This is a genomic window from Staphylococcus sp. GDY8P72P, assembly GCF_016890655.1.
Taxonomy (GTDB): domain Bacteria; phylum Bacillota; class Bacilli; order Staphylococcales; family Staphylococcaceae; genus Staphylococcus; species Staphylococcus arlettae.
This window is the reverse complement of record NZ_JAFEQJ010000018.1, coordinates 19737-41405: the sequence shown is the minus strand read 5'-3', so window position 1 is coordinate 41405 and position 21669 is coordinate 19737. Positions and strand designations below refer to the sequence as shown.

The 21669-nt window shown below is 34.2% G+C and carries 20 protein-coding genes; 8 read left to right on the top strand and 12 right to left on the bottom strand.

Translation table 11 applies throughout. The features are described from left to right. Positions 1–11 precede the first annotated feature (11 nt). The 8 genes from iolG to JVU85_RS07840 are packed head-to-tail and all read right to left on the bottom strand — an operon-like array spanning position 12 to position 9786. The gene (gene iolG / locus JVU85_RS07875) at positions 12–1010 is read right to left on the bottom strand and encodes an inositol 2-dehydrogenase (protein ID WP_197272602.1); all 999 of its coding nucleotides are present in this window, start codon (positions 1008–1010) and stop codon (positions 12–14) included. A 10-nt stretch (positions 1011–1020) separates the two neighbouring features. Further along, positions 1021–2610 carry a solute:sodium symporter family transporter gene (locus JVU85_RS07870; protein WP_204172284.1) on the bottom strand — a complete coding sequence of 530 codons (1590 nt, stop codon included), beginning with the start codon at positions 2608–2610 and terminating at the stop codon, positions 1021–1023. A gap of 40 nt (positions 2611–2650) precedes the next feature. Continuing rightward, on the bottom strand, positions 2651–3550 hold the full coding sequence (gene iolE / locus JVU85_RS07865) for a myo-inosose-2 dehydratase (protein WP_204172283.1): 900 nt from the start codon (positions 3548–3550) through the stop codon (positions 2651–2653). A 10-nt stretch (positions 3551–3560) separates the two neighbouring features. Beyond that, entirely contained in the window at positions 3561–4580 is a 1020-nt protein-coding gene (locus JVU85_RS07860) for a Gfo/Idh/MocA family protein (RefSeq protein WP_204172282.1), read from the bottom strand. A gap of 16 nt (positions 4581–4596) precedes the next feature. Beyond that, positions 4597–6510, bottom strand: a complete 1914-nt coding sequence (gene iolD / locus JVU85_RS07855) for a 3D-(3,5/4)-trihydroxycyclohexane-1,2-dione acylhydrolase (decyclizing) (RefSeq protein ID WP_204172280.1) — start codon at positions 6508–6510, stop codon at positions 4597–4599. Positions 6511–6522: 12 nt separating this feature from the next. Continuing rightward, the gene (gene iolC / locus JVU85_RS07850) at positions 6523–7482 is read right to left on the bottom strand and encodes a 5-dehydro-2-deoxygluconokinase (RefSeq protein WP_021459540.1); all 960 of its coding nucleotides are present in this window, start codon (positions 7480–7482) and stop codon (positions 6523–6525) included. Between the two features lie 15 nt (positions 7483–7497). Beyond that, entirely contained in the window at positions 7498–8316 is an 819-nt protein-coding gene (gene iolB, locus JVU85_RS07845; RefSeq protein ID WP_204172279.1) for a 5-deoxy-glucuronate isomerase, read from the bottom strand. 15 nt (positions 8317–8331) lie between these two features. After that, positions 8332–9786 (bottom strand): CoA-acylating methylmalonate-semialdehyde dehydrogenase, encoded by a 1455-nt coding sequence (locus tag JVU85_RS07840; protein ID WP_204172278.1) that lies wholly within the window; start codon positions 9784–9786, stop codon positions 8332–8334. 201 nt (positions 9787–9987) lie between these two features. On the opposite strand from JVU85_RS07840, the gene JVU85_RS07835 reads away from it, so the two are divergent. Then, entirely contained in the window at positions 9988–10743 is a 756-nt protein-coding gene (locus tag JVU85_RS07835) for a DeoR/GlpR family DNA-binding transcription regulator (RefSeq protein ID WP_021459543.1), read from the top strand. Between the two features lie 296 nt (positions 10744–11039). Here the strand turns inward: JVU85_RS07835 and isaB are convergent, their stop codons facing one another. Next, positions 11040–11612 (bottom strand): immunodominant staphylococcal antigen IsaB family protein, encoded by a 573-nt coding sequence (gene isaB, locus JVU85_RS07830; RefSeq protein ID WP_204172277.1) that lies wholly within the window; start codon positions 11610–11612, stop codon positions 11040–11042. 455 nt (positions 11613–12067) lie between these two features. On the opposite strand from isaB, the gene JVU85_RS07825 reads away from it, so the two are divergent. The 7 genes from JVU85_RS07825 (at position 12068) to JVU85_RS07795 (ending at position 17689) form a co-directional block, all read left to right on the top strand. After that, a complete protein-coding gene (locus tag JVU85_RS07825) occupies positions 12068–13534 on the top strand; it encodes an Msr family ABC-F type ribosomal protection protein (protein ID WP_204172276.1) in 1467 nt (488 codons plus the stop codon). A 217-nt stretch (positions 13535–13751) separates the two neighbouring features. Then, positions 13752–14510, top strand: a complete 759-nt coding sequence (locus tag JVU85_RS07820; RefSeq protein WP_002510376.1) for an SDR family oxidoreductase — start codon at positions 13752–13754, stop codon at positions 14508–14510. 32 nt (positions 14511–14542) lie between these two features. Then, positions 14543–14863 (top strand): hypothetical protein, encoded by a 321-nt coding sequence (locus tag JVU85_RS07815; RefSeq protein ID WP_002510377.1) that lies wholly within the window; start codon positions 14543–14545, stop codon positions 14861–14863. Positions 14864–15036: 173 nt separating this feature from the next. Further along, positions 15037–15384, top strand: a complete 348-nt coding sequence (locus JVU85_RS07810; protein ID WP_002510378.1) for a MerR family transcriptional regulator — start codon at positions 15037–15039, stop codon at positions 15382–15384. Between the two features lie 25 nt (positions 15385–15409). Beyond that, positions 15410–16345: a low temperature requirement protein A gene (locus JVU85_RS07805; RefSeq protein WP_204172275.1), complete on the top strand. Its 936-nt coding sequence runs from the start codon at positions 15410–15412 to the stop codon at positions 16343–16345. A 205-nt stretch (positions 16346–16550) separates the two neighbouring features. Next, complete coding sequence (locus JVU85_RS07800) at positions 16551–17147, top strand: TetR/AcrR family transcriptional regulator (RefSeq protein WP_002510380.1); 597 nt, start codon at positions 16551–16553, stop codon at positions 17145–17147. After that, positions 17144–17689: a hypothetical protein gene (locus tag JVU85_RS07795; protein WP_135024229.1), complete on the top strand. Its 546-nt coding sequence runs from the start codon at positions 17144–17146 to the stop codon at positions 17687–17689. The genes JVU85_RS07800 and JVU85_RS07795 overlap by 4 nt, the downstream gene beginning before the upstream one ends. Before the next feature lie 75 nt (positions 17690–17764). Here JVU85_RS07795 and JVU85_RS07790 read toward each other — a convergent pair whose 3' ends face one another. The 3 genes from JVU85_RS07790 to JVU85_RS07780 all read right to left on the bottom strand — a co-directional run bounded on the left by JVU85_RS07790 (position 17765) and on the right by JVU85_RS07780 (position 21387). Continuing rightward, positions 17765–18595 carry a nucleotidyltransferase domain-containing protein gene (locus tag JVU85_RS07790; RefSeq protein WP_103388314.1) on the bottom strand — a complete coding sequence of 277 codons (831 nt, stop codon included), beginning with the start codon at positions 18593–18595 and terminating at the stop codon, positions 17765–17767. A 185-nt stretch (positions 18596–18780) separates the two neighbouring features. Next, on the bottom strand, positions 18781–19320 hold the full coding sequence (locus JVU85_RS07785; RefSeq protein WP_002510383.1) for a YdhK family protein: 540 nt from the start codon (positions 19318–19320) through the stop codon (positions 18781–18783). Positions 19321–19338: 18 nt separating this feature from the next. Then, complete coding sequence (locus tag JVU85_RS07780) at positions 19339–21387, bottom strand: heavy metal translocating P-type ATPase (protein WP_204172273.1); 2049 nt, start codon at positions 21385–21387, stop codon at positions 19339–19341. Positions 21388–21669: the final 282 nt, after the last annotated feature.

Genomic DNA, 21669 nt, shown 5'->3' with positions numbered 1-21669 from the left:
TTTCTACCTGTTTATAATTTTTGGGGTTGATTCGTTTTTAGTGACTCTTGACATTTTAAAGCGATTTGTTGTGCTTTATAGCCGTCTTCAATTGAACATAAAACGTCTGTATCATTGAGAATAGCATCTATAAAATCATTCATCTCTACTTTATATGCATCGCTATATCTTTCTAGGAAAAAATAAGGTGGACTATCTCTTCTAATACCATCTACACGATGATAATTTAACGTTGAAGATTGCTCGTTTCCTACATCAATCGCGCCATTATCACCTAAAATTTCGATACGTTGATCATAGCCATAAACGCTTCTACGACAATTTTCAATCATAGCAATTGAGCCATTTTCGAATTTCAGTGTAATTAGTGCCGTATCAATATCGTCATATTCTGCGATTTCAGGATTAACCAAAGCATCACCTGAAGCATACACTTCTACGATTTCTGATTGCATTAAGTAGCGTGCCATATCAAAGTCATGAATCGTCATATCCATAAACAACCCACCAGAACGCTTGATATATTCAATTGGTGGTGGCTCTGGATCTCTCGACGTAATTCTTAATGTTTGAATTTGACCTAATTCTCCTTCACTCAAAATAGAATGTAGTTGTTTAAAGTTCTTATCAAACCTTCTATTAAAGCCCATTTGAAGCTTTATGTTAGATTTTTTAACCGCTTCAACCGCTTCTTCTGCTTCTTCCAAGGACATACTGATAGGTTTTTCACAAAAGATATGTTTACCTTGTGCTGATGCTTCTTTAATAATATCTACATGTGTATCTGTTGGAGAACAAATAATTATCGCATCAACTTCTGGATCATTAATAATGTCTCTATGATCTTTAGTTTTATTTTCAATACCTGCTTGTGCAATCCATTCTTCCATCTTGTCGCAGTTTAAATCCGAAATCCATTTAATTTTTACATCTTTATGTGTCTGCAAATAGCTGATATGCAACTGTCCAATTCTACCAGCACCAATTACTCCAAATGTAAGTGTCATAATTTTCCTCCTTTTAAGCTATACCTAGTGGTGAAAATAAGATATAAGTACCAATTACTACTATTACGATAATCGCACCAACTACATATCTATATTTCCACGGTGTAATATCTACTTTTGCGTAATTTACATTGAAATCAAATTCATCCGATGGTTTCCATTTGTTAAATAACAGAACGATGAATAAATCAATAAAGAATAATACACTTAATACATATAAGTAGTGTATGTCTGTTAACAATACTTTTGAAAGCGCATACATAATAATGTGTAAAATAAACATCACTTTAGCACCTTGCTGTGATGTCCTTTTAACGAAAAATCCTACTAGTATTAATACTAATAATGGCATATTGTAAATACCGTTAAATTCTTGAACTACAGCGTACAAACCTTGTGGGAAGATTGAAATCATTGGCGCTATAATTACTACAACAACGCCGACAAGTATCGTTACGATTCTTCCCATTCTAGACACTTGTTTATTTGTAGCTTCTTTATTAATTACTGATTTATAAAAATTTAGAGAGAATAAAGTTGCTGTACTATTTAATGACCCTACAAATGAACTAAGAATTGCTCCAAAAATCACTGCACCAAACAACCCATAAGCCCAACCTGGTAATACTTCATTTACTAACATAGGATATGCATTATCAGGATTTGTGACTTTATCGCCTAACATATTAAAAGCAAGTACTCCTGGGAATACTAAGAATAATGCGCCAAAAATTTTAAATATGCCGACAAACATAGCCCCTTTTTGCGCTTCTTTGAGGTTTTTACCTGCTAATGCTTTTTGAACTATCATTTGGTTAGTACACCAAAAGAATAAATTATTGAAAAACATACCAAAGAATAATGTTGGCCAAGGTACGATATCAGAGTCTATTGCACCTAATGAATTTAATTTCTCCGGTGTGTTTTGCACAACTTTATCAAATCCATGTAACAGACTACCATTACCAAAGAGAATCAAACCTAAGACAGGTATGGCGAGTCCTCCTATAATGAGTCCAATACCATATATAGAATCACTGTGTGCACTTAATGACAGACCACCGATAAACAAATAAATTATTCCGAAAATTCCGATAAATGTTGATATAAGTACCACAGCCGTCATATCACTTATATTTAACATTTCACTAATATTGAATATTTTATTAAATACAAGTGCACCTGAATATAAAACAACTGGTAAAAATGACACAACATATGTAAATATGAATAATAATGATACCAATCGCTTAGTAAACGTATCAAATCGCAGTTCAATAAAATCTGATATCGTATCTACACCGTATCTAAAATACCTTGGTAAAAATACCAGCGCCAATATTACTATGGCTACTGCTGCTGTTACTTCCCATGCCATAACTTCCATACCGGCCATAAAACTTTGACCGTTTTGACCGACTATTTGTTCTGTAGATAGATTTGTCATAATGATAGTAGAAGCAATTGTAAAACCGGTTAAACTTCTACCACCCATGAAGTATCCATCAGAGTTTTTAGTGTTAATTTTTCTACTTCTTAAAAATGCATACAACCCTACTAACAGTATTACTACTATAAATGAAATCCCTGCAAATAAACTCACGGCAATTTCCCTCCCTTGAGGTATAGATCACTCTAACCTGTTATATAACTACGTTATTACAAATATTAGACATGTATTCTTTTGCTTTTTTGGCGTATTTAAATGGATTAGCTATTGATGGATCTTGTTCGGCTTCAACTACAATCCAACCACTATAATTTGAGTTGTATATTTTATTTAAAATGGGTTCAAAATCAATAATGCCGTCTCCTGGTACAGTGAACATACCTTTTCTTACACCTTCTAAAAAACATTGTTGTTCTTTTTCTATTGCTGCTTTTACTTCTTGTCTCACATCTTTAAAATGAATATGCTTAATTCGATCTTCATGCTTGTTAAATATTGCTAGAGGATCTTCTCCAGATACCAAAAGGTGACCAGTGTCAAATAGTAGGGAAACATTATCTTTGCTTGTTCTCTTCATTAACTCATCAATTTCTGCTGTTGTTTGTATACCTGTCCCCATATGGTGGTGATACACAATTTCCATATCTTTCTCATGAGCTAATTGTCCTAATTTTTCCAAACCGTCTATCAAGCGTATCCATTCTGCTTCAGTAAAAATCGGCTTATCTTTAAATAAGGCTTTATCTAACTTTCCTTGAATACTGTTACCTTGCTCTGACACTACGATTACTTTAGCACCAAGTGCATGTAAGAAATCTCTATGCTCAATAAATGCCTGTCTCGTTACTTCATAAGGAGCAGATGTTAAATATAAGCTAAGCCACGCACTTGCTACTGATAATCCCCGTGCCTCTAAATAATCCTTTAATACTTCGGCATCTTTCGGATATTTATTGCCTATTTCAGTACCTTCATATCCTGCTAATGCCATTTCACTAATACATTGTTCAAAGGAATTTTCGTTGCCTAATTCAGGCATATCATCATTTGTCCATGCGATTGGAGCACATGCATAACGAATGTCTCTAGTCATTTTACTCACCTCATAACTTAATTATCTGTTTAGACTCAAATGATTCTTGCATAGCAATGGCAACTTCTGTACTTTTCAAGCCATCCACACCAGTAATCGTTGATTGTTCTTTATTGTTAATTGAATTAACAAATGTATTTAATTCATTCACGAAAGCAAATCTAAATCGTTCAGGAAAATGTTCTGAAGTCGGTCTGACAACACCATTTTTGTCATAAAGTGTTACCAAGTTTTTTTCCGGTGCATTACCGATACGAATCATACCTTCAGTACCAATAATTTCCGTTTCGACATGATAACCGTGCTGCGCATTACGACCAGCTAAAAAGTAAGCAATGGTTCCATCTTCAAGTTCTGATAAACATGCTCCTGTTTCCAGCTCTTCACAATCAGATAATTCAGGTGCGGCGATGTTATTTCCTAGGGAATAAACGCTTTTAAATTCCGATCCAGTGAACCATCTTACTAAATCGATATCATGGATCGACATATCTAAAAAGATCCCACCACTGGCACTGTTTTTGGCAAATTGAATAAAGCTATCAAGACCTGCACTTGGGTCAATACCATAACAGCGCATTGCTGTAATTTTACCTAGGTCACCATTGTCTACAGCTTCTTTGGCATATAAATACGATTCATCGAAACGGCGCATAAAGCCTAATTGAAAGACTTTATCTGGATGCTTATCAATCTCAGTTACGACTTGTTTAATATGTTCTAACTCTAAACCAATGGGTTTTTCAGAGAACACATGCAAACCTTTTTCAAGTGCTTGCGTGATTTGCACGGCATGAAAACCACTCGGTGATACTATAACGACAGCATCTAATTCATCATTTCCAATCATTTCATTGTATGATTTATAACAATGTTGAACACCTAATTGATCTTTTGCATATGCGAGTTCCGCATCCACTACACTTGCAACGGCATATAATTCGGCATTTTTAACATGATTTACTATATTGGAAGCATGCACTTGCCCTAATCTACCAAGACCGACTTGTCCTATTTTTATCTTTGTCATAGTTGTACCACCTATCTTAATAATGTTTCGCTGTTTTCATTGTTTGTGCTTTTTGTGAAAATGCTTCTTTTATTGAAGGTTTGTCACTATGCTCAGAAACTCCGACATTCCAAAAGGACTCATAGCCGTCTGTCATAGTTTTAGGCAACGTTTTAATGTCAATCAACGTAGATTTAGTCTCTTGCTTAGCCTGCTCAATCGCTGTTGCTAAAGACTTCGTATCATTCACCTTATAAGATTTGGCACCATAACCTTCAGCCACTTTTTGATAGTCTATATTTAGTGGTTGACCGTTATAATCTGTGAACTCTGTGCAGAAGCTTTCACTTCCATTGCCCATTTGTAAGTTGTTAATACAGCCAAAGCCACTATTATCAAATAAAATAATATTGATTTTATAGTTATACTGCAGTGCTGTTATGAGTTCGGTATGCAACATAAGGAAGCTACCATCACCGACGAGTGCATAAACTTCTTTATTAGGTTCTGCAATTTTCGCACCTACTGCGGCAGCAATTTCATAGCCCATCGTCGAATACCCATATTCCATGTTGTATGTGTTGAACGCATCTGTTTCCCATAATCGTTCTAAATCACCTGGCAAGGAACCTGCTGCGGCAACAATGATTGCATCTGGTGCAATCGTGTTATTCACTTCAATTAACGCATTTGTTTGTGGCAACTCAGTTTGTAATGCTTCCACATATTGTTTCATTTTGGCTTGATCAAACTGATCCGCAATTTCAGGTGTAAAATCGTCACTGTTAATATTGACAGTCGCCAATCTCGCACGTTCATTTGACCATTGCTGTTTAATATCAGAAACTAGGTCTGTTATATCGAATTGATAGTCATTTAATGCATCCTTGAGTTTAAGCACTGACACTTTCGCATCACCTACGACTTGTGTTGCATCTAACTTGTATGCATCCACCCTATTGATATTAATATTTATCAATTTTGCAGTGTCGAAATTAATAGCGGTCTTGGAACTCGTTGTAAAATCGGAGTACCTCGTGCCTATACCAACAATGACATCAGCCTCTTTAGCATAGATATTAGCCGCTAAATTACCTGTCACACCTAATCCACCTAAATTTAATGGATGAGAAGCCTCAATTGTTGATTTACCAGCTTGTGTTTCAGCCATAGGAATGTTGTGCGTTTCAATCAGTTGTTTGATTTCTTTTTGTGCTTCAGAATACTTAGCACCACCGCCAACGATGACTAATGGCTTTTTAGCAGTTTTCAATATCTTACTAGCAAGCTCAATCGCACGTTCAGACGGCTCTAATCTATCTACATAATGGACACGCTTTTCAAAGAAGGTTTCTGGAAAATCAAACGCTTCACCTTGCACATCTTGACTTAATGCCAATGTAACTGGTCCTGCCGTCTGTGGGTTGGTCATTACTTCAAATGCTCTAATAAGTGCTGACATAATTTGTTCTGGTCGTGTAATGCAATCAAAATATCTAGATAATGGTTTAAGCGCATCATTTGTTGTTATACCAATACTTTGGGGATTTTCTATTTGTTGTAATACTGGGTCTGGTTGACGTGTCGCAAACGTATCTCCAGGAAGAAATAGTACAGGGATATGATTGGCTGCCGCAGTACCTGCAGCTGTTACAACATTGGCAGAACCAGGACCAACAGAACTCGTCACTGCAAAAATTTTCTTTCTTAGCCTTTGTTTACTAAAGCCAATCGCAGTATGTGCCATACCTTGTTCGTTTTTACCTTGAATAATTTTCAATTCCTGTTGATATTTTGATAATCCTTCACCCATACCAAGTACATTACCGTGTCCGAAGATATTCATTACACCTTCTACAAAACGTGTTTCTTCGCCATCAACATAAATATATTGTTGTGTTAAAAACTTAACGATTGCTTCTCCTGTCGTTAATCTCACCGTATTGACCATGTTTGCACCACCTTAAGATTGTTCTTTAATTAAGTCTTCGATTTTTTCTACAGTAGGCATAGCTTCTGATGAACTGTGACTACTAACTACGATTGCTGCTGATGCGGCACCATATTGCAGTGCTTCCTCCACACTTTTGCCCTTAACATATGCATAAATAAAGGCTGCGGCATATGAGTCTCCTGCACCAAATGTTTTGACAACATTTGCTTTAAAGGCTATACCTTCATATATATTTCCGGCTTTATCAAATGCAAATGAGCCTTGTACACCATGTTTGATGACTACTAAATTAGGGTTTTTAGTGAATAGCACGTTGCTAATCTCTTGGTCTGACAATGCTTGATAACGTTCAACCATGTCGAATTCATCTCTTGTACCAATAACAACATCTGCTTGTTCAGCAATTAATTCATAGTAGATTGACGTTTCTTCTGTATTTCTCCAATTATATGGACGATAATCTAATTCAAAAATCACTTTAACATCATGTTTTTTAGCAAGTGCTAGTGCTTTTAACACAGATTCTCTCGAAGGTGATTGTGCTAAAGCCGTTCCAGAAATGAGCAAATATTCCGAATTTTTGATGTATAACTCATCTACATGTTCTGGAGCTAAAAATAAGTCTGCAACTGCTTCTCTATACATTAAAATGCTAGATTCTGTAGGACTTTTAATTTCAGTAAAAGTTAAACCAATTTTATGTCCTTCTTCATCGACATGAATTTGTGATGTATCAACACCGACTTCATTAAAGTAATTTGTGACAAATCGACCATGTTGGTCATCAGAGACATTGGCAATCATGCCAACGTCTAATCCTAGCTTTGCAGCACCAATCATGATATTTGCTGGAGAACCACCCACATATTTACTAAATGTTGATGTTTCTTCCATGGGTCTATTAATTTCTTTTGCATTTAAATCGACTGCAGCACGACCTATTGCTACGATATGTTTCTTATTAGCCATTTACGAGCACCCCTTTTATTTACGATCAATAATCCATTCATGGTCTGGTTGATTATAAAATTTCCAAACCTTTTTAGGCCCTGCCATAATATTTAAATAATAGCCATCATAACCATCTGGGACAGCTACTGGATGATAGCCTTTAGGAACTATCACTACATCACTATTTTCAACTGCCATTGTTTCATCAAGTGATAAATCATCTGTATACACTCTTTGAAATACAAAACCAGTACGTGGATTCATTTCATGATAATAGGTTTCTTCTAATAATGACTCATTAGGTAAATTATCCTGGTCATGTTTATGTGGCGGATAGCTAGACCAATTACCTTGATCTGTATACACTTCTACAACTAATAATTTCTCACTCGCTTTATGTGTATCTGGTAAAATGTTGTGTACATGACGTTTGTTGGAATATTTCCCTCTATCTTCAATTGAATTTTCACTTGCAGGTATCAATTGTGTCTCTCGAACTTCATCCGCAGGTGCATAGCATAAAATGACTCTTGCATCTGTAACAGCCTCTATTGTTATATTATGCTGTTTTGAAATGTAGACACTATCTGTTGGAATTTTTTCAAATACAGAATCTCTCGTGCCGATATGTTCAAATGTATTAGTACCATCTGACACTGTAACTTTACCTGTTAAGGCTACAATGCATAATTCAAAATCTTCTGTTGCTTCCTCATAATTGCCACCGCTTTTAATATCTAGTACTTTCAAGCCGATATAATCTAGATTAATATCATTGGGTTGCAAATCGTGAATGACTTGTACATCATCACTTAATCGATGATGTACAGGTTTATTTAATAAATGAGCCATTTCTATCTTCACTCCTTAAAATTGTGGTTCTCCGTGACGTGCTGTAACAACTTTTCTGTGAGTATAAAATTCAATACTATCCTTACCATTAGCATGTAATGAACCGTAGAACGAAGATTTCCAACCTGAGAATGGGAAAATCGCCATTGGTGCAGGGACACCTAAGTTAATGCCTAACATGCCTGCATCAACATTTTCTCTAAAGTATCTGATTGATGAAGCACTATCAGTAAATAAGCAAGCACCATTGGCAAATTCAGATTGATTAGCTAAAGCAATGCCTTCTTTTAAACTATCTACTTTAACAAGCGATAATACAGGCGCAAATATTTCATCCTGCCATAACTTCATATCCGTTGTAACATCTTCGAAAATGGTTGGTTTAACGAAATATCCATCTTCATTGTTACCATCTCTACCATCCAGCACTAATTTAGCACCTTCTTTTACACCCTCATCTACATATTGTAATGTCTTCGCTTTATTTTCTTCTCTGATAACTGGACCTAAAAATACATTGTCCTCAATGCCATTACCAATGACAATATCTTTAGATGCCTGCACTAATTTTTCTTTAAATTCATCATAAACATTAGATTGTACTGCAATGACAGCTGCAGCCATACAACGTTCACCTGCTGAACCAAATGCTGCACCGATAACATCTTTAACAGCTGTATCAATATCGGCATCGTTTAAGACAATCGTATGATTTTTAGCACCTGTTAAACATTGCGCACGTTTTAAGTTCTCTGTTGCTTTTTTATACACATACGCGCCAACTGGTTTAGAACCAACGAATGACACGGCCTTAATATGTTCATTTTCACAAATGCCATTAACCACATCATGTGCGCCATGAACAACATTGAATACACCTTTAGGGAAGCCTGCAGCTTCAACTAATTCAGCTAGTTTGTTAACTAATAACGGTGTTTTTTCTGATGGTTTAATTACAAAGGTATTACCTAACGAAATCGCCATCGGGAACATCCAACATGGCACCATCATTGGGAAATTAAATGGCGTAATTCCACCAACAACCCCTACAGGATATTTATAGCTTGTACCTTCAATATTCGTTGCAATACTTGATAACGAATCACCCATCATTAATGATGGTGTACCTGCTGCAAATTCAACATTTTCAATACCACGTTGTACTTCACCTAATGCTTCAGTTGTATTTTTACCATTTTCTTTAGTAATGATTGCTGCGAGTTCATCTTTATTATCTATGAGTAATTGTTGTAACTTAATTAGCAAACGCGCACGTTTCGGAACAGCAACTTCTTTCCATTCTTGAAATGCATCATGTGCTATTTGTGCCGCTTCATCTAACTCTTTACGTGTAGATACGGGTACCTTTGCAACAACTTCTTTAGTTGCAGGGTTTAATACATCCAAAGTTTCTGTACTCTCAGATGCTTTCCACTCACCATTAATATAGTTCTTTAAGATTTCTGCCATTATAAAATCCTCCAATCATTTTATGAGTAACCGCTTACAAAAATAGTCGGACAATAAGTACTTTTTGGTTAACTATTGGTTACTTGTTGAAAACATCTTATAATAACGTTAGAATAATGTCAACTTTTGAGTAACTGTTTTAGTTTTAGGTTGTTTATACAACTTAAATTGGGTATATTGTAATAAATGGGGGAATCATATATGAAATCTAAACGTATTTATGAAATTGAAGCTTTCATAAAAAATAATAAAACAGCGTCAATAGAAGAGTTGGTTGAAACTTTCAATGTTTCAACTAACACCATCCGACGTGACATAAATCAACTTGTAGATATGAATGTCGTAAAAAAAGTATACGGCGGCATAGAACTTATTGAGGAAAATCATAGAACTGTGGATTATTACCAACGAAATAGTAAAAACTATAAATCCAAAAAGCATATTGGTGAGCTTGCTGCTAAAGAAATTGAAGCCTATGACATTATCTATATTGATACAGGTACTACAACAATACATATATTAGATTATGTCGATAAAAACTTACCGTTTACGATAATAACTAACAGCTTAGATATAATGAATAAAGCATCACAGTTTGAATACGTCACATTGTTTATTATTGGTGAAAAATATAAACCGATTACGCGATCTTTTATAGGTATTAGTGCTAATATGCTATTAGAAAAATTCAACATTAGCAAAGCCTTTATGGCGGCAACAGGGATTAATGTACAAAATGGATTATCCAATTCCGAAATGGAAGAAAATTTAATTAAACAATATATTACAGGTAAGGCAAAAGAAACATATGTCTTAGCTGATTACAGTAAAATGGGGAAATCCACTTTATTAACCTACTGTCCTTTAAACAGCATTAGTAAAATGTTCACTGATAAAAACCCCCCTAATGATATTAAAGATTATTGTCACGATCAAAACATCACAGTTCACTTTTAATATTAATGCTTAAAGTTCATCAATCGTTTGTAACTATACGTTTTTACAATTAAAGAGTTTAAGTCATTTCTCAAAAAAGCTAGGGAATCAAGTACAAACACACTTGATACCTAGCTTTTTTTGATATTTACATACCATCATTACTTAACTAAAAAAGAGAAGACTTTAACAGTCTCCTCTTCACCTCTCGAAATTTTCGCCCATTTTTATCATAGTGATTTATCAATTAACAATTTAGTGATACTCAAATCCACTGTTATCTGGGTCTACATTGATGAAACAATATTTTGCTATCATTAATGAATTTCAATTTGATACAAGTAACCTTGTTTATCAAAATAAACATTATAATAGCTATCATTAGTTTCATATCGAATAAAAGTACCTACATCCCCTGGGGTATCACCTTCTGCCAAAATTGCATTACTTTCATGAGCTTGTTTAAAAACTTTTTTAGAAATCGTATCAGGCTTAGTATCAAAACGTAACATTACTACTTCATCGTTCTCATTAAAGTTAACAGTAGTATCATACACTGTTTTTGAATGATCGAATTCATTTGAAGCGTTTGGATCTACTTTATAGCCATTGATCGATACATTGTCATATTTCAAAGCACGGACAAAGTTATAATCTTGAGTAAACGAAGGATCATAAGTTGTATATCCCTCATAGTTATACCACGGTGTTTCCGCTTTTAAATTAGTACCACTTTCACTACTAGCACCACCTTCACCATATCCCCATTTTTGAACTTGTTCTGCTGCTTGTGCATTAGCATTACTAGTCGTAATGTATGCTGCTGAAGTACCTACAATAAGCGTTGAAACAACGACACTCGACGCCAATACCCGCATTACCTTGTTCATAGCAAATCACTCCTAATTTATAGTATCGCACTTGCCAGAGTGTAATTATTCACTTTAATAGTACGCTTATTTGCTATAATTGCAAGTAAATATAAATTTTATTGATAATTGAAAACGAATTTTGTTTTTATAGCTATATTGTAAAACACATTATAAAATGTTATAGTGATGTCACTACATTACAGGAGAGGAGAATTAAAATGACAGCTTCTATGAGACTAAGACAAACTTTTTTGAATACAAAATTAAATTAATTCAAAAAAGGCTGTCCGCAATACACACTCATAGGTGACGTATGTCATTTTTTATTCTTCATTAGGAATAATAACACTTTCAAACACGATAACAGCGCAATAATTTTATGCGACCGAAAGTGTGATGTGAATGAGACGGGAGTAGCCTGTCTCATTTTTTTTTGCGTACACGTCCTTTAACATTACAAGGAGTGTATCGACATGGAACAATATACAATTAAATTTCACCAAATCAATCATAAATTGACAGATTGGCGCTCACTTAACATTGAGCAGCTTTATGCTTATCAATTTGAAAAAATAGCACTTATTGGAGGTAATGGTACGGGCAAAACCACATTACTAAATATGATTGCGCAAAAAATAACACCAGAATCAGGAACTGTTGAAACTGATGGTGTAGTTCAATATTTCGAACAACTTAACATGGACGTGGACCATGATTTTGATACCTTAGATGGTAGCTTAATGAGTGAACTCGGGATTCCTATGCATACCACTGACAGTATGAGTGGTGGAGAAAAAGCTAAATATAAATTAGCTAATGTGTTATCGAATTATAGTCCAATCTTACTTTTAGATGAACCTACGAATCATTTAGATAACTATGGTAAAGATTATCTTTATAATATTTTAAAATATTATTATGGCACGTTAATTGTAGTGAGTCATGACAGAGCGCTCATAGATCAAATCGCTGACACCATATGGGATATACAAGCAGACGGTACAATCAGAGTGTTCAAAGGGAATTATTCACAATATCAACAACAGCGCGAACAAGAACATTTAGAACAACAGCGTCAATATGACCAATATGTATGTGAGAAGCAAAGGCTATCCCAAGCAAGTAAAACTAAACGAAAACAGGCGCAACAGATGTCCCAAGCATCTTTAAAACAAAAAAACAAAAGTATCGAACCCGATCGTTTAAGTGCTTCAAAACAAAAAGGATCAGTGGAGAAAGCTGCTCAAAAACAAGCGAAACACATTGAAAAAAGAATAGAACATTTAGAAGAAGTCGAAAAACCACAAAATGAACACGGCTTCCATTTTCCACACAATAACATTTATGATATTCATAATAATTATCCAATCATTGCACAAAATCTAACATTAAGACAAGGCAATCAAACATTGTTGTCACAAGTACGTTTCCAAATACCTTATGGTAAAAATATAGCGTTCATAGGTGCTAATGGCGCAGGTAAAACAACTTTACTTGAAGCGATTTATCATCGAATGGAGGGTATTGAGTGTTCTCCAAAAATACAAATGGCCTATTATCGTCAACTTGCTTATGAAGAAATGCGTGATGTTTCTTTATTACAATATTTAATGGACGAAACTGATTCATCCGAATCATTTAGTAGAGCTATTTTAAATAATTTAGGGTTAAATGAAGCACTTACGCGTTCTTGTAAAGTTTTGAGTGGTGGCGAACGCACTAAATTATCGTTAGCAGTGTTGTTTTCAACACAAGCGAATGTATTAATTTTAGACGAACCCACTAACTTTTTAGACATTAAAACATTAGAAGCATTAGAATTGTTTATGAATAAATACCCAGGTATCATTTTATTCACGTCACATGATAGCAGATTTGTTGAGCATGTAGCAGACAAAAAATGGGAACTAACAAAACAGTCCATTTATGATGTAACTTAATTTATAATATTGGCAGTGATTTGGCCCACTTCTGCGAGAAGTGCACTAACATAAAATTACAGGCTAAGGCACATACATTTTGTATGTGCCTTTGTTTTATTTACTGACACGATATTACTACCTCCCTTAAGCATAATTAGAAATATTCAATAAGCGCTTGCTTGATATCGCGCTCTAAGGTTTATGCTTGTAATATATTCAAAGGAGGTTATATAATATGGGAAAATTTAATAGCTTAACAGACAAAGTTGTAGTTATTGCTGGTGGTGCTAAAAACCTTGGTGGCTTATTAAGTACTACGTATGCTAAAGCAGGCGCTAAAATAGTAATCCATCATCACGATGAACATTCGTTAGCCGATGCAAAAGCTACACTGTCACAAGTCGAAGATTTAGGGGGTCAAGGCACACTATTCTCTGGTGATTTAACTAAAGTTGATAATGTCCAGGCATTATTTCAACATGCTGAAAACACCTTTGGAAAAATTGACATCGCAATTAATACCGTAGGAAAAGTACTGAAAAAACCGATTGCTGAAACGACTGAAGCCGAATTTGATAGCATGTCAGACATCAACGCAAAATCAGCGTATTTCTTTATAAAATATGCTGAGAAGTCGATGAATGATAATGGTAAAATCATCACCATAGCTACCGCATTGCTAGCTGCTTATACAGGTTTCTATTCAACTTATGCTGGAGGGAAAGCACCTGTCGAGCATTATACTCGTGCAGCATCAGCAGAGTTTATGGATAGAGGGATTTCTGTTAATGCAGTAGCGCCTGGTCCAATGGACACACCTTTCTTCTATCCTCAAGAAGGTGAAGATGCTGTGGCATTCCATAAATCCCAAGCACTCCATAATCAACTGACTAATATCGAAGACATTGCACCGATTATTACTTTTTTAACTTTAGATGGTTGGTGGATCAACGGACAAACCTTATTTGCAAATGGTGGTTATACGACACGTTAGATAATTTTAAACACTAGGGAGGCCATTTTGATATGAATTACTTTTTAGCACTATATAAAGGAAATGAAACAGAGATCAAAATTATTTCAGAAGAAAGTGTGCTAGACGACAAAAACGTATCTTTATCGAACAATGATTACGTGAAATCTTTAGCTAATGAAATCATAGAACTATCTCATCAAAATAATTTATTCCACAATGATATTCAACGCATTGGCTTACAAATAGATGACCCTGAACGCATAGGTTATATCACTGTAGAAACATTAAAAGATGATATGGAATCAACATTTGGCTTTGAAGCTATCATTCATAATAACTATGACGATTTACTTTCCCAACTTATTAAATAAACACAAAGGGGTTGGGACAGAAATTAAAAAGATTTCGTCATCTCACACTGATAAAATGACTGGAATTAAAAAAGCTTAATTTGAGGCGCAATTTTAGTACTGTCATCTACTGACAATATGACACGCGGCTGGGACGAATCAATGATGTCCTAGCCTTTTTTAGGAGGAAAATTATGCGAGTAAAACAAGTAGCAGATAATTTAGGCATCAGCGAACATACCATTCGCTACTATGATAAAGCAGGACTTTTTCCATTCGTGGCGAGAAATAAAAATGGCTATAGAGACTTTTCCGAAGAAGACTTATATTGGATTGAATTTATAAAATGCATGCGTCAGACACATATGCCTATATCAAAATTAAAAGAAATTGCCGAATTGTATCATCAAGGAAGCTCTACCAAAATGAAGCGTAGAGACATTTTTTTAAAACATCAAAAAAATTTATTAGAACAAAAAAAACTTATAGATGAAGCACTTCAAGTGTTAGATAAAAAATTCGAATTATTGGAAAGCGAATAACAGCAAAAGATTTAGGAGTGAAAAAATGAAGAAAAAAGAAGTCAGCATGACAGAATTATTTTTTGATTTAATATTTGTTTATGTTTTAGCTACTATCAATCAAACTGTTGAAGGTATTTCACATAATATAATGTCATTAGAAGAATTAGGGAAAAGTTTCATGCTTTTTCTTGTCTTTTTCTCTATATGGATCTATCGAACACTTTTAGTTAACAGGTTCTTCAATCAAAAATGGTATCAATACGTGTTTGTATTTATAGATATGTATTTAATCATTATCTTGTCTAAAGCGATAAATAGTGATTTTCAACAAACATTTTCACCATTTGTTTTAACGACTGCCTTAGTGTATCTAAGTGTATTCATACAATACTTTATTAATTATAAATTTACCGATACAGAAGTAGATTTCAAATTGGTCAAAGTTTACACAAGTGGATTATTATTAACAATTATCCTTTCTGTAATATCAATAATGTTGCCTGCACCGATTAATTTTTGTTTATTTTTCATAGGCATTTTAATTGTAGCAGTCTTTCCACTACTCTTTTATATGGTTTCATATCACAATCCTATATTTTTTAATCACTTGACTGAACGCTTAAGCTTACTCATCATTTTATTATTTGGTGAAGGTCTCGTGCTATTAATCCAAAATATTGAATTAGCCCATTTAAACAGTTTATATACATTATGTTTTGCCTTTATTTCACTGTTATTTATTATTTATGTGTATCACTATAAAGCAACTGACAAAAATACAACTAACAAAACTGGTTTCACCACAATTTATATACATTTATTATTACTCTTTTCATTAGATATGATGTTTTTAATGATTAATAAACTATTATCCCATGGCCAGTTGAATATATTTGAAATATATGGTTTCATACTGTTCTTGCTGTTATTTATCATTAGTACATTAACCAATATACGATTCCATAGAGCGCATGTGTAAATAAATTTTTGTGCTGAAACATAAAGGAAATCATAAAATTTTCATCCTAATACACGCTGTAAAATCCTTCAATTCTACTTGAAGGATTTTTTATTTTATATAATTTATAAATGCACTTATAACAAAAGAAAGTGGCAAATCAGAACTTTACTCATTTCAGACTTTTAATTAATACACTTGTATTAAAATATGTTAAACTAGGAGTATGCCAAAAATAATTAATCACGAACACAAGAAAACCGAAATCATTCAATACGCTTTCGATTCAATTGTAGAAAATGGTGTAAAAGGCTCTACCGTAAGACAAATTGCGCACATAGCGCAAATGACCCCTGGTCAGATTAGATATTATTTTCCAAATCATTCTGAGTTACTAAACGCCGTTATGTCTACCGTAGAAGTGAAAATAAGAAGGAGAATTGAAGCTATATTTACGTCCAAAAACCTTAATACCATTGATAAAGTTAAAGCAAGTTTGCTAACCGTCTTACCCTTAGATCAAGAAAGACTCGCTGATATGGAAGTTTGGATGGCTTTTCGTTATGACATTCATGAATATGGTCAAAGTACGCTAGACGATGGACTAGATCAACTATGTCATAGCATTTTGACTTTATTAAATAATGAACAGCTACTACAAACTAATTTAAATATTCATCTTACTGCAATGAAATTACATGCTTTAATTGATGGTTTAGCTCTGCATAAATTACTTAATCCAAACGACACCTCAAACGAAGATATTCAATCAATAATAGATGAAGAAATAGCGACACTCACATATAAGGGAGGAAAAACATGAACTTTATTGTCTGGCTTATCATTTTTTGTGAAGTTGCCTTTTGGGTAGTCATATTACTCGGACTAGTCACAAGATATATCTTCAAGCTCAAAAAGTTAGGTCTATTCTTTCTAGCACTCACACCTGTGATCGATTTAATACTACTTATAACAACAGCTATAGACCTCATGAATGGTGCAACAGCAGAAACGCCACACGCTATAGCTGCAGTTTATATTGCAGTATCTCTTGTTTTTGGGAAAAGCATGATAACTTGGGCAGATGACAGGTTTAGATATTATGTGATGAAACAAGGTGCCAAACCTTATAAACCTACAGGACTAGACTACGCTAAAAACTATGCCAAAAATTGGTTAAAGCATTTACTTTCTTACGTCTTAGGAACAGGTATTTTACATTTAATTGTTTATTTAATTAATGATGCAAGTCGCACAACAGCTTTAGACAGTGTCATTCATATTTGGACAATCGTCATTGTTATTGATTTAATTATTTGTATATCATATTTTGTGTGGCCACCCAAAAAAGAAAGTAAGTCATAATAAGTATAAAAAAGACTTCTTATCAAATAAGAAGTCTTTTTATCGTTGCAAATTAAAGTTTTCGCATATCTTTGATTATAAATGATTGGTTTCATCAATAACATTTCTTAATTCTTCAATAGCTGCCTTGGTTTTATATTCATCTATTGAAAATGAAGATACAATATTATCTATTCTTTGTTTATAATTTTTAGGCTTCACTGGGAATGTATTAATGAGTGCTACAGCTTTCTTTTCATTAATACAATAAACCTCATTTTTTGCAAAGATTACTTGATTCAAACAAGACAAGCATCGGAATAAATGGCCTATTAAATACGAAATATCATCTTTATCAACGTTGTCCTCGATAAACATTAAGGAGAAAGAAGCTTCAAACGCAAAAAATTGAGTTATGGACTGTTTGACTTCGGGAGGATATGGATATGTTTTTGTTTTAAGCTCATGTAATGTATTTTGAGGATCTGCTAATATTTCACAAATATTTAACTCACCCATATACATAACGTTTAAAAAGCCATGTGGATGACCAGTCTGATAATGAATCGTTACTTTACCTGCTAAACAATCGTTTATCACATCATTTACTTTATTAATATCACGAAAAATTAAATCTACATGATAACCATCCACAATTAACCAGCCACCACCGTTAATCCATTCTCCCCAATCGCCTAATGCTGTAATTAACTGTTCTTTTTGCTCGTCGTTAAGTTTACCTGCTGCTGTTTCGATATAGTCTGTATTAAACCCTTGTGTTTCATCATAATAGATACCTATATCTATATCGGAATCTGGTCTATGATTACCTTTGGCTCTAGAGCCACCTAGCACAACTCCTACCACACCTGGTAATCCACTTATTTCTGTTACTATTTTGTTAACTATATGATCTACAACGCCCATTTAACTCACTCCTACATTTTTTCAAATGATGTTTTATACGAATAAACTTTATCAAATTTTACTATGTATCAAACTATTCAAGCTTTCCCTGTACTATAACACATTGACAAAAGACACATACAGCTGATGTATGTGCCTTTTGACCAATATTATACTCACTATATACCTAACTTTCAAAAGCATTCTTAGCGAGCTTTTAGTTCATCGCCCGTCATCCATTTATGATTTTTGACAGTTTTGCCGTTGTCTTTAGATTTGTAATCGACCATATACACAGTAGTCTCCTCGACATCATCTATGTCTGCTGTGGCACCTTTCATACCAGGCATATGGTCCGCTTCTAATTTGACTGTATCACCTGCGCTAAAGCCATGTTCCGGTGCTTCTTTAATTTCTTCATTGACAACCCATTTATGATTATTTACTTTTTTATCTCCATTTGTGGGTTCATAACTTACAACATACGCATGTGTTTTGTAGGCACCTTTAACTGTAGCTTCTGCACCTTTCATGCCGGGCATATGACCTGCAGTAATAGTCACTTTATCCCCTTTTTCAAACTTACCTTGAGCCGTTTCTGTCATATCTTCTGGAGCCTTACTTTCATCATTATGCTTCATATGGCCCTCATGATTTTTAGCTTCTTCACTTTGCTCCTCTTTATTTGAACAAGCGGATAATACTAATGCTGATGCTAATATAAGAAAGATTACTTTTTTTATCATGTTAAAAACTCCTGTTTGTTATTTTAATTTCAATGTAAAGGCATTAATTGCAACAATAATGGTACTTAAGGACATTAATACTGCACCAACTGCTGGTGAAAGAATAAGGCCAAGAAATGCTAAAATACCGGCAGCTAATGGTACTGCAATAATATTGTATCCTGCACCCCACCATAAGTTTTGCACCATTTTGCGCATTGTATTTTTGGACAGTGACAAGAAATGAATAATGTCTGACGGGTTACTTTTAACAAGAATGATATCACCTGAATCAACGGCGACATCCGTACCTGCACCTATGGCTATACCAATATCAGCTCTGATGAGACTCGGTGCATCATTGATACCGTCACCGACCATCATTACTTTTTTATCATTTTGTTGGTAATCTTTTATGATACTTTCTTTATCTTCTGGCATAAGTTGCGCATGTACATCCTTAATCCCTAAGTGTTGTGCAACTGCTTGCGCTACTGCTTTATTATCACCTGTAAGCATAACTGGTGTAATGTTTCTTGATACTAAATCTGCTACCATCTGTTTTGAACTTGCTTTAATTTTATCACCTTGCGCAATAATACCTATAACTTGCTGTTCATCAATTAAATAACTAATTGAATTACCTTGTTGTGCTAATGATGTAAACAAATCACGATCATAAGCAAAATCATGTTTATCAAGATATGAAACATTTGTGATTTTATACTTTTGCTGATCAACTATACCTTCTAAGCCTACACCTGAAATGTTATTCACATCTTGAGGATTAGCGTATGCAATATTTTTCTGCGTTGCGAAATCAACAATGCCAGTCGCTAAAGGATGATTAGACTGACTTTCAAGTGACGCAAACAAACTTAATATTGTGTCATCGCTCCAATCATCTTTAAAGCTTTCATAATGATTAACTGAAAAATCACCTTCTGTGAGTGTGCCTGTTTTATCCATCATTACATAGTCGATATGTTGTGCAATCTCAACCGCTTCTCTATTTTTAATAATTAAACCATTATGAGCACCTATCGACGTAGAACGTGCAGTAACTAAAGGTATGGCCAAGCCTAAGGCATGCGGACAAGCAATTACCAATACAGTTACTAGACGTTCTAATGCAAAATCAATATTATTTTGCACCAGCATCCACACGATAAATGCAATCACACCGATACTTACAGCAAAGTAAAATAAATAACCTGCTACCTTATCTGATAATAATTCAGCTTTAGATTTATCATTTTGTGCTTGATTCACTAGTTCCATAACTTGAGAAAGGTAACCGTCTTCACCTACAGCTGTAACCTTAACTTGTATCGTGCCCGAACCATTAATCGCACCACCAATAACAGCGTCATTTTCAGATTTTTGTATTTTTTTAGATTCACCAGTAACTAATGATTCATCCACTGATGTTTGTCCTTGAATGATAACGCCATCTGATGGAATACTTTCTCCAGCTTTTACTTCAACAATATCATCAATAACGAGGTCTGAGATTTTAACTTCTTCACGTTGGTCATTATTCGTTACTTTGATAGCACTATTAGGTAACAACTCAGCCATCTTTTTCAATGCATCTCCAGCATTACCTACCGCATTCATTTCAATCCAATGACCTAACAACATAATTAAAATTAATGTAGCTAACTCCCAGAAAAAGTCCATTGTATGACCTGTCGAACTACTTATATTATTCATATAAAAGGCGTACAAGCTATAAATATAAGCAACTGAAATCCCTAAAGCCACTAATGTCATCATCCCTGGTTGTTTAGCTGCTATTTCGTCTTTCCCACCAGCTAAGAATGGCTTACCACCATAGAAGAATAATATTGTAGCCAGTATTAAAACAATCCATTCAGACCCTGCAAATGTAAATTGAAATGGCAGTTGAACGCCCATCATCGGCGATAAAATTATAATAGGTATGGCAAAAATTAATGACACAAAAAATTTAACTTTAAAATTACCATGATGGTGATGTGCGTGACCACTTCCGTGATCATGGTGGTCATGGTTTTCGTGATGATCATGGTGCTCATGATGTTCGTGCGCTTCATGATTAGTCAAAGTAAAACCCCCTACATTTCTATTTTTATTATTACACCTATAATATACCCTGTTAGGGTATATGAAAACATCTTATATGCTCATAAGTTCATCTAATGCCCATGCATTACTTATCTAAAGTTGCTTAGTCATTATTATAAGTTTTTATCTTATTTTGAATAAGTGCGGCGAACTATTTCATTGATTTACAATAAGATTGTTTATTGTAAATCATACATACATACTTTTATTTATATAATTAAGAGGTGGAAAATAACCCAATTAAAATAGTAGTGAACAAAA